We start from the raw sequence: 14,007 nt of genomic DNA, 5'->3' as shown, positions 1-14,007 counted from the left end.
TCCTAGTTTGCTGAAATCATTTCGCAAGCAAGTGCTCAAACGGGCTAAATAGAACGGCAATAATCAAGGTACTCCGCCATGTTATTGCTCTTTATGGTGTTGAAATCGGGCTCCGGTGGTATAGGTTGCTGTAGCTGGCTTTTCCAATTGGCTTGGCTGAGTTGAAAGCGTTCAAATTGTTCGCCATACAAATGCGTTGCACTGGCGCGGTATAGCTCAATATCATTACCCAATGTTTCAATAGAGCACTTCATTGACCAACCTCGCGCACCATGCGCCCAGTAAAGAAAATCATCAGCTTTGCTTTGAGCGTCGTCACCTTCAAACACGATAGAAAATTGGTTTTGACTACTGGCGAACGTGCCGCGCTGCTTGATTTCTTGGCGCAGTTCTCGCGCTTCGGTATCGAGTCGTTTGATCAGGTGATTAAGTTTCACCACCGCGCTGACTTTGCCCTGCTTTTTATTGATGTCGATGGCTTTAATCGTTTCATCTTTCTTGATTTGTTTGCGCTTGATTTCGCGCTGCATTGGCTTGCGCCATTGCTCCAACATGTAGCCACACTCCTTAATAATGCCCGTCATGTTGTCTACCTCGAACGAGGCTAAAACGTCCCAATCAGGTGCGCGGCTACAGCGTGAAATGTTGTAACGGTTGCCTTTGATTAGCCCTTGGTCGGCGTTATCACCCTTGGCGGCATAGCCCACCGCTTTAATCAGATATCCGGCGGCGGCTTCACTGAATTTGATTTTCTCTAGGTGCGCCATGCCATTACCCCAAAGCTGCTCGATGCGTTTAGCCCAGCCAGCAAAGTGATGTTTTTCAACACGCCAGTTCAAAAGTACATGTACATGCGGGTTTGGTTCACCGTCTTCATTGGCTGGCGACTCGGCAACCCAGATATAATGGAAGTCAAAAGGCTTTTTCGTTGCGCCGTGAATCTCTTTCACGTGCTTGATGCCGTCGTCATCTTTCCAAGCGGCTTTTAAAGCGCGTCCCAACCTACCCGACACTTTGATTTTGTTACCATCAAGCCCAAGCTGGTTGGCATCGGTTGCCGCATATTCGAAACCGCGCTGGTACATCTTCTTCAAACCATCCAAGAAGCGGGAAACCTCCGCGCCAATCGTGGTCTGGATTGGGCAATATGGCAGACCTTCATCCGTCACAGCCTCACCGCCAAAGATGCGCTCGCGCTGTTTTGGGGAAAACGTCAAAGTGAGAAATGTGCTGAATCCACCGTGACACGCTGCGACATATGCGCCCGCTTCAAAGATTTTCTTTACAGCGCGAGGCGTCAGTTTTTCTGTGAATCGCTCACCACTTTGCGGCGCTGGCGCGTCCGATGGGCTTGGGTGAAACTTCACTTGCATCTTGGTTTGTTTTGCCCAGCTTCGGCGCATCAAATAAGCGCGACTTTTGCCGATTGGTTGCCATTCCAAGCGTTTGTTTTCGTTCAGAATCCAGCCTGTCTGCGATTCTGGGCGTGCTCGATATTCATCGGTCACGTTGTCGCCACAAAACGATTCTGTTTTGTGGCGCGGCGGCAAGCGTCGAGAACGGGTAATTAAGCGGTCTATCTGCTTTCGTTTTCCGTGTCCGACTTTTGCGCCCTTTGACGAGCCTAGTCTTTTCTGGACTTCGTCCAGCGCTTCGCGCCCAAGTTCAGCACTTTGTTGTGTGCGAATGAAGTGGATTTGCTCCAAAGCTTTAAGCTTTTGCAACTCTGAATCGAGACTCTGGGTATTTTCAGCACTAAAAAAACGCTTTCGATAGCGGTAATGTTTTTCTCAGTGATGGTGACGTCTTGAGCTAAAGCCGTTATAAAGCCCACATCTTGTGGGCTTAGTTGATTGGTGAATGGGCGCGGTTCTTGCGCCTCATAAAGATGCTTCACGGTTACGCCTCCACAAAGGAAGAATCCGCGCCCACTTGGGACGCTTCATCTTGCTTGCGGAAATCGTTTAGCGGTGCGCCATGATTTTGAGCACCGTTAGCAAACATGCGTTGAGCCGTTTTTGTTAATTCGTTTAAGGTGTCGCTTTTCGCCTCAAAGCACGCCACTAACACGCTGCCTTGGTAAAGCCATAATGATGCTTCGACGGTTTCGAGTTCAAAACTATCGAAGTAGATATGAATTCCGTTGCTTTGCGATGCAACAAGCTGGTTTTTGTTGCGGCGAGATTTCCAGATACTAATATTCATGCTACTACTCCCTGACGAAAACGTGCTGGAATGTAGGTTTGCTCTTTCTTTGGGAAATGCTCTGCAAACTTCTGGCGTAACTCTGCAACTTTACGCAACGAATTAGCCGTTTTATTTGGGTCTGGGTTTTTGCACCCTGCCATATCTGGGCAAGGTAAGTGAATGGGGTTGGTAACGATACGTTCCATGTTCTAGCCTCCGCAAGCTGTTGATTTCCTGTCTCAAAAATAACGTTAAGGAAATCTTTTTGGCCGCGCAAGTCGCTTGCGTTAGTGAAAGAAGCAATACTATCCACTAAAATTTAACAATACAGTGAAGGGATGTGGGAACATGACTAATTATACAAACGTGCTTTTAGACCAACTGAAAACCCAGTTAGAGCTTACCTCTGACTATCAGTTGGCTAAGTTTTTGGACGTTGGGTCTAGTAGAATTAGCAACTACCGCAATGGACGCAGTGTACTTGATTGGGAAATGGCGTTTAAAATTGCCGACTTATTAGAACTCGATGATCAAGATGTTGTGTACGGTTTACTTGATGAAAAGACCGTAAACCCTCGCCTAATCAATGCTTTACAGTCTCGCGCACCAGTCTAACCCCCTATTAACCCTTTTATACATAATGCGAACTCAAGGTGTAAGTCCCAGATAGTAATGTCCGGCTTGAGCCATTTTAAAATGTCCTCCTAAGATTAACAGCATTCTTTCCTTTTAAGACTTTAGCCGTTGCTGATTACCTTCAGTAAAAAAGATAATTATCGCTTCATTGTATTAACTCCAGCATTGTGATCTTTCACGAATCATTTCGCACACTCTTTTGGCGTGAGTTTAAATCCATCAAGCAAGGCGCTGAATACTTTCAGTTGTCCAAACCGACGATGACTCGTTGGCTCTGTTCCAATCATTCCAATGGCAAGAAAACTAATGCTGATTAAGTCGCTTGGTTAGTTGCCTAACGATTTACGTTGGTCTGCCTTTCGTGTCTGTGAGAAACGCGCCATCATCATTACGCCGTCTGGCCGTGAGTTCAGCCCTAAATAATTGGAAAGCTTTGTGTTCTGGCGTGACGAGCATCGTCAGCTTCTAGAAAAGTTTGGGCACATAGACCAGCCAAAGGTCTATCCTGCAAAAGAAAACGTGTTGCCGTTTAAAGGCGGCCATCGAATGAAAGCCGCCGAATGGATACCAAGTAAGCGTCGTTAGTTGGTGTTAATCTTCATAGTTTTAGTTCTACGCGACTAATCTCTCTAACCTTATTAATGGTTTCATCCATTTGTGATGCAAGCCTTGAGAAGTGCTCGTCCCAGTCTTCTGCATCGTAAGTCTTACCGAGCTCATCTCTCATGTTATTTAGCTCTATCGGAATTTCTGAACTAATATAGATAGCCTCTAATTCAACAATTTGGAGTAACTCTAGAATTGCATCGTCATATTTAGTCTTGAGCTCCCTTGTGAGTTCTTCACTATCTGGTTCTTTTCTTAGTTCTTCAAAATCTTTGCGGTCTTTTTCCCACATAGCTCGAAGCCCCTCTTCATGAGATTTATCAAAGTTCTGAAAATAAGGGTGATATCTATGAATATATTCCCATTCTTCAAATTCTAAAACTTGATGCTCGACGTAACGTTTAATATGTAGCAATAGACCAAATATTGCGTGATATGCTTCTTGCTTTTTCCCCCAGACTTGCTGACTTATCCATGCTTTTTCGCCGAAATCTGTGCGAACTCGTTCAACAATTAACGTATTTTCTTTAAGTTGCTTTTGTAACTCTTTCAAGTCTTCTTGAATGGCTTTATTTTTTGCTTTTTCTTTCAAGTACGCACCGAAATAAGCCCCTAAAGCACCGGATATTGCAGCAACGAGACTACTTACACTTAATAATGATTCCATATCTCAACCATATAAACTCATACTTTTAGTTAATGACTTTGTATTTGCTTTTTACGACTCTTAACCATCGCCATTTTTTGTTCGGCATATCCTCTTTCGCCGCGTCGATTAATGATTCAAGATGATTTGAAACTATATCCCTTATATTTAATGCATGTCTAAATCGATGCTCTGAGCTGGGATTATCCATCGACTCAAGATAGTCTTCGTGAGATCTGAAGTTTTCAACCTGAAGTTTATCGTTGAGGCTCTTAAGCACGCCGTAGAATCTATCGTTCATGACTAAACGACCTGTAACTGCGCTCTTTTCAATCTCTCTGAATGATTCGTTTACGTTTGAGTCTATACTGTTTGTATACTCTCCACATCTTTCTGCTCTAACTTGTTCGGCCCAATAAAGGATATCTTCTGACGCCACAATTACCCGACTGTAAAGTTCCCTTTTTTCATCCCACACCTTTTCTTGTTTGTTTTTTCTTAAAGCAAGTACGGCACCGAACCAAGCTCCAGCGAACCCCGTTACTACCGAAGCGGCTCCCAGAGTAAGTTTAATGACTTCTATATTTGTGAGTTCATTTAACATTTTCGCACCGTGCTTCATCCAATTAATTCTGAAGTTATAACTCTATTGTGCATTATCCTTCTTTCAAGAGTCGATTAAAACTATATGCATAAGATTTAAAGTAAAAAGCCGAACCCCATCGCTAAGGTTCGGCTTTTTAAGGCTTCTTGATTTTGGTGGACGTCGATGAAAACGAATTGGAAGCCTGTCGAGGTCAATCGACCTGCCAAATGTATTGGTTCACTGCCCGCTGTGTAAATCGTCATTAGTGTGGGTCTGAACTCGCTCGGAAGGTTTAAGCGTTTTACTGATCCTCATTACACAATGATTAGACCGACCATACATAACTCAACCCTACTTACATTCTTCTATTTTCTTTCGAGAACTCACCACTGAGCTTCTGTATTGAAGCAAAATCAGGTAGTCAAACCGAACTTCCCTTCTCAGATCGCTACTCATAGTACGAGCGGCTTATGCTCTATTTCTTTTCGTCACACAGTACGTTACGACGTAACACGTAAGTAAAAGAGGTTCCAGAATCGCTCTGCCTCGCTGTGTTGCCCAATGATCATTTTCTTAAAAATAACAGCACTAACTGTACATCCGTCCAATCCGATTTCTTTCTATTCACGCATTTAGGATTTGCTGTTTTGGGTGAGTGCTGTTGGATTAATGGATGTTAGTCCGCAAGCACTTACTGTCCTCAAAGTTCCCTTTATATCGAACTTAACTAAGTAAGCATCAAAGTGACGGTGTCTCTTTTAGATTTTTGCAGAATATTCCACTACCCACTCACTCGCTCAAATTGGCCTTTGTAATTTAATTACAAAATCATGCTTCGCATAATTCTACGTTAGTCTTTTGTTCTTTGTTAACTCGCTGTATTTTATGGTTTTTATTGGCGTTGCCCTCTATGGGCGGTGTTTTCCTCTGCATTTTAAAAGTGACAGTTAATTGAAGTTAGTAAAATTTTACTAACTGATTATGGTAGAGGTTCCTACTGTACTTCTGGCTTATTGGTGTGACGTGGTAACGGAATGTTTTGTTAGAAGAAAGGTGGTGAGTTGTCTGCTTTGGTTGGGTATACGACAGGCGTAAAAAAGCAGGGTCTGTGCCCTGCTCTTCGTAATTTCTTAGTCTTGTTTCTTTGCTGCGTATTCTGCTCGAATTTGCTCTGCAACGATCTTAATCGCTGCTGCGGTACTGGTACCCTTTTGCATTAGCTCTTGAATACGTTCTACAGCTTGTTGCTGTTCTTGATGGGACAGAGGTGGTAAATCGTCAAACATAAAAAAGCTCCTCAATGTGAGGAGCTGACTATAACGATTCGCTTAGTAGGTCGCAAGGAAATTAATTGAAGCGCCCATTGCGTTTTCATTGGTGTATTGAGCGGCAATATCCATCTCTATTAGGTTGAGTGGTGATAATCCAATACCCGCAGTAATCGTGCCCTCGTCGTCTGAACGAGCTAGGTTTTTCATGTAACCGCCGCGAAGCGCGAGCTGGCGTAGTACATCGATTTCAAAACCCGCACGAAGCATTTGTGTGTTGTCATCAAAGGTAGAGAACTTCTTCTCTTCATTTAGGTCGTAATCAACACTGAAGCTAAAGTAATCCGCTACGTAACCTGCACCAACGGTGTAAACAGGTCGCATGCTGTATTCATAGGATTGGATTGTGTCGCTGTTGTATGTGAATGACTTGGTTTTCACATCTCGGCCAATCAAGTTCTTCGCAGAAATACCTAATCGATACGGACCGAAGAACCAAAGAGCGCCAGCGTCCAAGTTGAACATGGTTTCTTCGGTTTCATTTTCACGTAGATCTTTAGTATCGAACGCAGCAAAGCTTGTCGCGTATGAATATGTGTAAATGCGCTGAAGTTTAGGTGTGATACCAAATGACAAGTGCTGGTTCATGAAGTTGGTGTACTTCGCGAGTGAGATCCCCGCTTCTGCTACACCGATTGAAACACCGCGAACATAACTGTTTTTGAGAGAATCGGCTGGAACCGAAGTATCAACTTCCGGAGCTACAAAGGATTCAGTGTAAAGCTTGCCGTAAGCCGTTGCCGATAAAAATCGATTAGGGATACCAACTGCCACAACGCCGCCCAAATCGAAGTCCATCTTCTGCCCATCAATGGCGTTCAGTGAATTGACGATATCTGTAGGGTCATTAAGTTTACCAATGCGCTCAATCTCATCGATTAAACCATCTTGGTCGTTATAGTTGATACCAAAGCTCGGTACGATCATACCAGCATCATCATTACGTCGGTAAATCGCGGTAAGGGCTGGGTTAAAGAATGGTGCTGTTAGGTAAGAGGCAGATACGGTGCCAACGCCACCCATCGCATCACTGCGTGCCTCGACTGCGTAAGTAGCAGCAGAAGCCGCGCCAGAGAATAGCGCAGCAGTCATTGTGGTGGCTAAAATTTTGTATTGTGTCTTCATACTACACTTGTGTTTTTGTTCTTCCTGAACTTATATCGGCACAAGTGTAATTTCTTTAACTATTCTTCGAGAGAAACATCATAAGTTCGACTAATAGTTTGAGCTTGCTCCACAATAATGTCCCCTTGCCAACGGCGACTGTTAATGCTCACAGCTAACACATAGCGGTCGTTAGGGATGCCTTCAAGCTCGAGTGCATTTGGATAGTTAGACTCGTAGGTCTTTTTCCAAACCTGATCGTATTGCCCTTCAACATAATCGTATAAACCGACTTCGAGTTGTGGCAATGGACAGTGCGGATTTCGTAATGCGCTCTTTTCGACCTTCCAATTCTCTTTAGATGTCCAACGAACATATTGCGATGAGTTTGAGTCACCCAAAATCACCCAAGTGCGATAAGTGCGCTTGTCTTTTGTGGTGATAGAGAGATGGTACAACCCTGCGTCTAGCTTACCGGTTAAGTTATAGCGCTTAAGGAAGTTTCGTTCATTCGCAAGTTCTGTGCCCTCTTGCGGCTCTTCATAGTTAAATGAGGCATCCGCAGAGATTGAGCTATCAACCCAACGACGAAACGAAATGTCTTCAATATCGGTGGTTGCACGTAACTTCACCACTAAGCGGTAAGTATCACGACCGGGACTCTGAATAGTCTGACGAATAACGTTAATACCGCTGATCCAATCAGGCAGTGTTACACCAGTAAGGGATTTACCACAGTCTTTAGATAATGATTGAGCAAGCAAGTCATTAAGATGCGGTCTTAGCTCTTTATTGGGTTCACTTTGCCAGAGTTCGACCAGGGAATTGAACATGCCACCAAGGTCATCTTCTAGGAGATGTTGGTGCGCTTGTGTGAGAGGTGTGTTTGTTTGAAACCAGTCCGTTGCATGGACTGGTTTCATTAACAGTAATGATAGAACTACAGGAAGTAGTGTTTTCATTCTTGCTCTTACGCTTTCATCTTGTAGCCAACGCCACGAAGCGTTTCGATTTCAAGACCAGGCAGTTTTTGGCGAAGCTGAAGTACGTGAGTATCAACTGTACGCGTTGTTGGGAAATGGTTGTAACCCCATACGTGGTCAAGCAATTCGTCACGTGTAAATACACGGCCTAGGTTTGATGCTAGGAACAACAACAAGTCAAACTCTGTACGAGTCAGTGTGATCATTTCACCTTTAAATACGACTTCGCGTGTTGCACGGTCGATCTCTAGGTCTTTTGTCATCACTTTATCAGCGTTACCTTGCTCTGCTGAATCTGGTGCACGTAGTTGTGCACGAATGCGAGCAAATAGCTCCGCTTCAGCGAAAGGTTTAGTCAAGTAGTCGTTTGCGCCAGAGTCTAGGCCCGCTACTTTATCTTTAACAGTAACCAATGCTGTTAGCAGGATTACTGGGATATCTTTAATTTTTTTCCATTCAGGAAGAGATTGTACAGAATCGCCGTCTGGTAGTTGGCGATCCAGAATGACTAAGTCAGCCTTTTTCCATTGTGGCTCAACGTCTGAAATACGCTCCACATGTAAACACTCATATCCTGCTTGTTCCAGGCTTACTAACAGGCCGTCAGCCAAGTTTTTATCGTCCTCAACGAGAAGCAGTGTCTGTTTCACAAGGTATCTCCAATATAAAGGTTGTAGGTGGTCCCATCAGGGACATTTTTCCGCCCATGCGGCCTACCATTGATTCAACTATTGTTAGTCCAAGTCCTAAGCCGCTCTTACTCACGAACGGTTTTCTTAGGTTTGCCCAATCTTTCGCAGTTAAACTGCCGGCATCGATGACTTGGATAATGATTTTATCTGCACTGGTTTCTACACATAGCTCAACCGGTGCTTCACCATACTTCAATGCGTTACGTAGCAAGTTATCGATACAGGTCCCGAGCCAATACACGTTAACTTTAGCAGCTACATCTTCATTTATTTTGAAAAGTACAGCGTTATCAAATTCTTCTTCAATCTTATATTCTAGCCATTCTGCAACGGATGGAACCCAGTCTGTTGCAAGCATTTGGTTATCAGATTGCAAATAATCCTTACTTGCCTCTGCTAATTGGCGTAATCGGCGCGTATCTTCACACAATCGGCGAAATTCGTCATAAACACTTTCGGGCAGATGTTCAAATTCGCGACGGAAACCCTCAACTGTTAAAGACAGCGATGCGATCGGCGTTCTCAGTTCGTGCGTTAGAATTTGCAGTACCAACATTCGGCTGCGCATTTCTTCCCGTTTACTGTTCCAACGATACACTGCCCAACCAATCACCAACAAAATATTGGCAATCACGAGGATGATCATACTGATCCGCAACACTTGCGAGTGATCTTCGACATCCCAACAAATGTTGCCACGCTTTACGAAGCAGCTTCGGCTTTCTGATGCTAAACCGTAAGACAGACCAGCGTTTGCTACGTTCTCCTGCCAGACGTTTTTAGCGAATACAAAGTAATGGTCGCCACGGCGTAACCACAACTCTTTTCGTTCAATAAACATACTCGCGCCAGCGATGAGAGCGTTGATCGCGTCATCATCCATATTCTGTAGGCTTTCGAGTAGCTCGTCCCCTTCGTCGTTTTTTCGCTCTTTGATATGCATGTACTGAGCAAGCTTAGGACGCAGCTCAGGATACTTCTCTGCATAACGTGCTGCGTAGGTACCACCACCTGGGTGAATTAAACCGCTGCGCGAGAACCAACGTGGCGTAAGTTGCGTCCCCTTACATAAGGCACGTGTAAAGACTAAAGGTTCAGTAATTAAAGGACTTAATGGTAATTTTCCGCGACACGTGTTCGCTAAACGGTACAGCTGCTGAATGTCTTTCAGCGGATAATCTGCCGTTTGAGGCAACATCGAATCCGGCGACAGTAACTTGGTCGGATAGTTAGACTGCAGTATGCGTATGTCATACGATTTAAGAGCCACTTCGTAATTAAATAGCTCTGTAAACGTATCTATTCGTTCTGGTAATGAATCTGCAAATGCGGGTGCCGAAAAAATTGGCAGCATTAAGGCAGAACGTAGCAAAAACTGTTTAATCAAACTGTTACCGTTACTAATTATATTAGCCAGAACTATACATCAATAAACAAGCAAATGACATTAGACGGCTTAAGGATTTGCAGTACTATAACATTGAAAGCGCACAAAAAAAGGCCAGCGAATGCTGGCCTTGATTAGTTTTAAAGCAAATTATATTAAAGTGCTTTGAAAATTGCCTCGACGCTTTCTTTCGCATCACCGAACAGCATTGAGGTGTTTTCTTTAAAGAACAGTGGGTTCTGTACACCTGCGTAACCTGTATTCATTGAACGCTTGAATACGACTACGTTTTGCGCGTTCCAAACTTCTAGTACAGGCATGCCTGCAATTGGGCTGTTTGGATCTTCAAGAGCTGCCGGGTTAACCGTGTCGTTTGCACCGATGACAAGAACGGTATCTGTTTCTGGGAAGTCATCGTTTATTTCGTCCATTTCTAGCACGATATCGTAAGGCACTTTTGCTTCCGCTAGCAGTACGTTCATGTGACCAGGTAGACGGCCCGCTACTGGGTGAATACCGAAGCGAACTTCAATACCTTGCGCGCGTAGCTTCTCAGTAATCTCATGCACTGGGTATTGCGCTTGAGCTACTGCCATGCCGTATCCCGGAGTGATGATCACTGATTTTGAGTTCTTCAGCATTTCTGCTACTTCTTCTGCTGAAGTTTCGCGATGCTCGCCCTGCTCTTCATCACTTGAAATCACAACTTCTTGACCGAAGCCGCCAGCGATAACGCTGATGAACGAGCGGTTCATTGCTTTACACATGATGTAAGAAAGGATCGCACCAGAAGAACCTACCAATGCACCTGTCACGATCAATAGGTCGTTTGCAAGCATGAAACCTGCTGCCGCTGCTGCCCAACCTGAGTATGAGTTCAGCATTGAAACTACAACTGGCATATCTGCACCACCGATAGACGCTACCAAGTGGTAACCGAATGCAAAAGCAATCAGCGTCATTACGATCAGTGCGAACATGCTGCCGTCCGCTTTTACGAAGTAAATCATAAGAAGCGTAGAAACGACGATCGCCGCAAGGTTCATTTTGTGTTTGTGAGGCAAGTTAAGTGGCGAAGAAGAGATCGTGCCGCGTAGCTTACCGAAAGCAACGACTGAACCAGTGAAGGTTACCGCACCGATGAACACACCAAGGAAGACTTCCACTAGGTGAATTACGTGTTCAGCGTGCATACCAGCTAGGTCAGTTGAAACTGGTGCTGGTGGCTCTAGGTAACTGTTGTAACCTACCAAGACTGCTGCCATACCTACAAAGCTGTGTAGGATCGCAACCAGTTCTGGCATTTGAGTCATTTCTACTTTCTTCGCGTAGTGGATACCGATGCTACCACCGATGACCATCGCGATGATGACCCAAACAAAACCTTCCGCATTCGGGCTAAAGATTGTCGCAATAAGCGCAATCGCCATACCCGCAATACCATAGTAGTTACCGTTTCTTGCCGATTCTTGTTTAGAAAGTCCCGCGAGACTTAAGATGAAAAATAGCGCAGCAATGATGTATGCCGCTTGTACTAATCCTGCAGACATTGGTCACTCCTATTATTTATCTTTGCGGAACATTTCGAGCATACGTTTGGTTACGGTAAAGCCACCAAAGATGTTAATGCTCGCAATGAGTACAGCAATGAATGATAGGAAGGTAACGACACCATTACCCTGACCAATTTGCAGCAGTGCACCTACTACGATGATGCCTGAAATCGCGTTGGTTACAGACATAAGCGGTGTGTGCAGTGCATGTGTTACGTTCCAAACTACGTAGTAACCTACTACACACGCCAGTACGAATACGGTGAAATGAGATAGGAATGCAGCCGGAGCAACAGAGGCAACCCAAGCAAAGGCACCTAAACCAACAGCTAGAGCACCAAATTTCTTCAGTGGTGACGTAGGTTCTTCAACTTTAGGTTGAGGTTTAACGGGTTCTTTCGGTTTGGCTTGCGGCTGTGCTGAAACCTGAATTGGTGGCGCAGGCCATGTCACTTCGCCCTCTTTTACTACTGTTACGCCACGAAGCACAACGTCTTCGAAGTCGATATTGATGTTGCCATCTTTCTCTTTGCAAAGCAGTTTAAGAAGGTTTACAAGGTTGGTTGCGTAAAGCTGAGAAGATTGCGTTGGCAGACGGCCTACCATGTCAGTGTAACCAACGATTTTCACGCCGTTAGCCGTGGTAATAACTTGATCTTTTACTGTGTATTCGCAGTTACCACCGTTTGCAGCAGCAAGGTCAACGATCACACTGCCCGCTTTCATGCTATCAACCATCTCTTTGGTGATAAGCGTTGGCGCTGGTCTGCCAGGAATCAGTGCAGTTGTAATGATGATATCAACATCTTTCGCTTGCTCAGCGTAAAGCTCAGCTGCTTTCTTGTTGAATTCATCCGACATTTCTTTTGCGTAGCCGTCACCTGAACCAGAGTCTTCTTTGAAGTCTACCGTTAGGAACTCTGCGCCCATCGATTCAACTTGCTCTTTTACTTCAGGACGAACGTCAAAAGAACGAACGATAGCACCAAGGCTACCTGCTGCACCGATAGCAGCAAGACCTGCTACACCTGCACCTGCAACCAATACTTTCGCAGGCGGTACTTTACCAGCAGCGGTGATTTGACCAGTGAAGAATCGACCGAATTCATGAGCGGCTTCAACCACTGCACGGTAACCGGCAATGTTCGCCATAGAAGAGAGTGCGTCTAATGCTTGAGCACGAGAAATACGAGGAACCGCGTCCATTGCGAGAACGTTGATGTTCTTGCTAGAGAGTTGTTCCATTAACTCTGCATTTTGAGCAGGCCAGATGAAGCTAACCAATGTCGCGCCATCTTGCAGTAATGCGATTTCGTCGATGCCTTTTTCTTCATCTACGAGTGGCGCATTGACTTTAAGGATTAAGCCTGATGTCCATACTTCTTCACTAGATACAATTTTCGCCCCTGCAGCTTCATAAGCGGCATCATCGAAACTGGCTAGCCCCCCCGCTTGTGATTCGATTGCGACATCGAACCCCAACTTAATTAACTGCTCAACCGATTTTGGTGATGCAGCTACTCGCGATTCACCCGCGAGTATTTCTCTAGGTACACCGATTTGCAAAACGCATACTCCTTGTATACATATCAATAAATTAGTCCCAAAACAGAGCGTCGCTCTACTCTAATTCTTTTTTATTTCTATCTGTTTACTACGCAAGATAAATACAAACGAATGATGGTGTTTGGGGTCACCCATTTGCACAGTCACTTCTTGACTAACAGTCCTGTTATTATTCTGTTTTTATCTAACGTCAATCGTGACTTCAAGTGTTTTGTAATAAAAATACTAAATTTCATTACATATAACGCCACGTAATGAATGATTCTCCACTTCGCGCTGAAAAATAACAACGATTTGCATCACTAAGCAGAGGTCTAACCAGATGTCTGCTAACTGCTTGTTTTACAGATATTTAAGCCTAAAAAAGAAAGAGAGCCATCAGCATATACACTAATGGCTCTCTTTAAGATGATTCGAATCAAGTTGCAGTGATTTCTTAATCGAAGATCTTTTCACCCATTTGGTCGATAAACATCTGCGATTTTTTTAGCATCAGTTCGTTGGCATCTTGCTCTGAACCTAGCAAATCTGAACGGATAAAACGGTGTGATTTCACTTCTCCGTCGAAATCTTTTTCGATACGCCCTGCGATGCGGTACTGGCCACCTTCTGAAAGGCTTTCTTGGTAAATTAAGTAGCCTTTGTATTCTACTGGTTCAACGGTTTTTACTTCGGCAGCTTTGTCACTGCCACCAAACAAGCGCGAAAAGAATCCCACGGTTCCTCCTTGGGT

The 14,007-nt window shown here is 44.5% G+C and carries 14 protein-coding genes and 1 pseudogene; 2 read left to right on the top strand and 13 right to left on the bottom strand.

Annotated elements, in window-relative coordinates; all coding sequences use genetic code 11:
* Nucleotides 1-44: 44 nt before the first annotated feature.
* The 3 genes from KJB05_RS23305 to KJB05_RS23295 form a co-directional block, all read right to left on the bottom strand.
* Nucleotides 45-1,724, bottom strand: coding sequence for a hypothetical protein (locus KJB05_RS23305; protein ID WP_244868334.1), 1,680 nt, complete (start codon nucleotides 1,722-1,724; stop codon nucleotides 45-47).
* A 175-nt stretch (nucleotides 1,725-1,899) separates the two neighbouring features.
* On the bottom strand, nucleotides 1,900-2,205 hold the full coding sequence (locus KJB05_RS23300; protein ID WP_208444247.1) for a hypothetical protein: 306 nt from the start codon (nucleotides 2,203-2,205) through the stop codon (nucleotides 1,900-1,902).
* Entirely contained in the window at nucleotides 2,202-2,393 is a 192-nt protein-coding gene (locus KJB05_RS23295; protein WP_042602297.1) for a hypothetical protein, read from the bottom strand. Before KJB05_RS23295 ends, KJB05_RS23300 begins: the two co-directional genes overlap by 4 nt.
* Nucleotides 2,394-2,535: 142 nt before the next feature.
* Here KJB05_RS23295 and KJB05_RS23290 point away from each other — a divergent pair, with 142 nt between their 5' ends.
* Nucleotides 2,536-2,802, top strand: a complete 267-nt coding sequence (locus KJB05_RS23290) for a helix-turn-helix transcriptional regulator (protein WP_042602296.1) — start codon at nucleotides 2,536-2,538, stop codon at nucleotides 2,800-2,802.
* A gap of 191 nt (nucleotides 2,803-2,993) precedes the next feature.
* A pseudogene (locus tag KJB05_RS23285) lies at nucleotides 2,994-3,408 on the top strand (phage protein).
* A gap of 13 nt (nucleotides 3,409-3,421) precedes the next feature.
* Here the strand turns inward: KJB05_RS23285 and KJB05_RS23280 are convergent.
* The 10 genes from KJB05_RS23280 to KJB05_RS23235 form a co-directional block, all read right to left on the bottom strand.
* Nucleotides 3,422-4,096: a hypothetical protein gene (locus tag KJB05_RS23280; RefSeq protein WP_102388844.1), complete on the bottom strand. Its 675-nt coding sequence runs from the start codon at nucleotides 4,094-4,096 to the stop codon at nucleotides 3,422-3,424.
* A 25-nt stretch (nucleotides 4,097-4,121) separates the two neighbouring features.
* Complete coding sequence (locus KJB05_RS23275) at nucleotides 4,122-4,679, bottom strand: hypothetical protein (protein WP_213053132.1); 558 nt, start codon at nucleotides 4,677-4,679, stop codon at nucleotides 4,122-4,124.
* Nucleotides 4,680-5,791: 1,112 nt separating this feature from the next.
* On the bottom strand, nucleotides 5,792-5,947 hold the full coding sequence (locus tag KJB05_RS23270; protein WP_208444249.1) for a YoaH family protein: 156 nt from the start codon (nucleotides 5,945-5,947) through the stop codon (nucleotides 5,792-5,794).
* Nucleotides 5,948-5,989: 42 nt separating this feature from the next.
* Nucleotides 5,990-7,114, bottom strand: coding sequence for a conjugal transfer protein TraF (locus tag KJB05_RS23265; RefSeq protein ID WP_208444250.1), 1,125 nt, complete (start codon nucleotides 7,112-7,114; stop codon nucleotides 5,990-5,992).
* Nucleotides 7,115-7,173: 59 nt separating this feature from the next.
* Nucleotides 7,174-8,055, bottom strand: a complete 882-nt coding sequence (locus tag KJB05_RS23260) for a DUF2861 family protein (RefSeq protein ID WP_208444251.1) — start codon at nucleotides 8,053-8,055, stop codon at nucleotides 7,174-7,176.
* 8 nt (nucleotides 8,056-8,063) lie between these two features.
* Nucleotides 8,064-8,726 (bottom strand): response regulator transcription factor VxrB, encoded by a 663-nt coding sequence (vxrB, locus tag KJB05_RS23255; protein WP_005435172.1) that lies wholly within the window; start codon nucleotides 8,724-8,726, stop codon nucleotides 8,064-8,066.
* Nucleotides 8,701-10,122 (bottom strand): sensor histidine kinase VxrA, encoded by a 1,422-nt coding sequence (gene vxrA, locus KJB05_RS23250; protein ID WP_307797861.1) that lies wholly within the window; start codon nucleotides 10,120-10,122, stop codon nucleotides 8,701-8,703. The genes vxrB and vxrA overlap by 26 nt, the downstream gene beginning before the upstream one ends.
* A 188-nt stretch (nucleotides 10,123-10,310) precedes the next feature.
* Nucleotides 10,311-11,705 carry a Re/Si-specific NAD(P)(+) transhydrogenase subunit beta gene (gene pntB, locus KJB05_RS23245; protein ID WP_005435174.1) on the bottom strand — a complete coding sequence of 465 codons (1,395 nt, stop codon included), beginning with the start codon at nucleotides 11,703-11,705 and terminating at the stop codon, nucleotides 10,311-10,313.
* 12 nt (nucleotides 11,706-11,717) lie between these two features.
* Nucleotides 11,718-13,274 carry a Re/Si-specific NAD(P)(+) transhydrogenase subunit alpha gene (locus tag KJB05_RS23240; RefSeq protein ID WP_208444253.1) on the bottom strand — a complete coding sequence of 519 codons (1,557 nt, stop codon included), beginning with the start codon at nucleotides 13,272-13,274 and terminating at the stop codon, nucleotides 11,718-11,720.
* Between the two features lie 436 nt (nucleotides 13,275-13,710).
* Complete coding sequence (locus tag KJB05_RS23235) at nucleotides 13,711-13,992, bottom strand: HlyU family transcriptional regulator (protein ID WP_005427008.1); 282 nt, start codon at nucleotides 13,990-13,992, stop codon at nucleotides 13,711-13,713.
* Nucleotides 13,993-14,007 lie beyond the last annotated feature (15 nt).

Source organism: Vibrio sp. B1ASS3, from assembly GCF_905175355.1.
GTDB lineage: Bacteria > Pseudomonadota > Gammaproteobacteria > Enterobacterales > Vibrionaceae > Vibrio > Vibrio owensii.
This window is presented reverse-complemented; position numbering and strand designations above follow the sequence as displayed.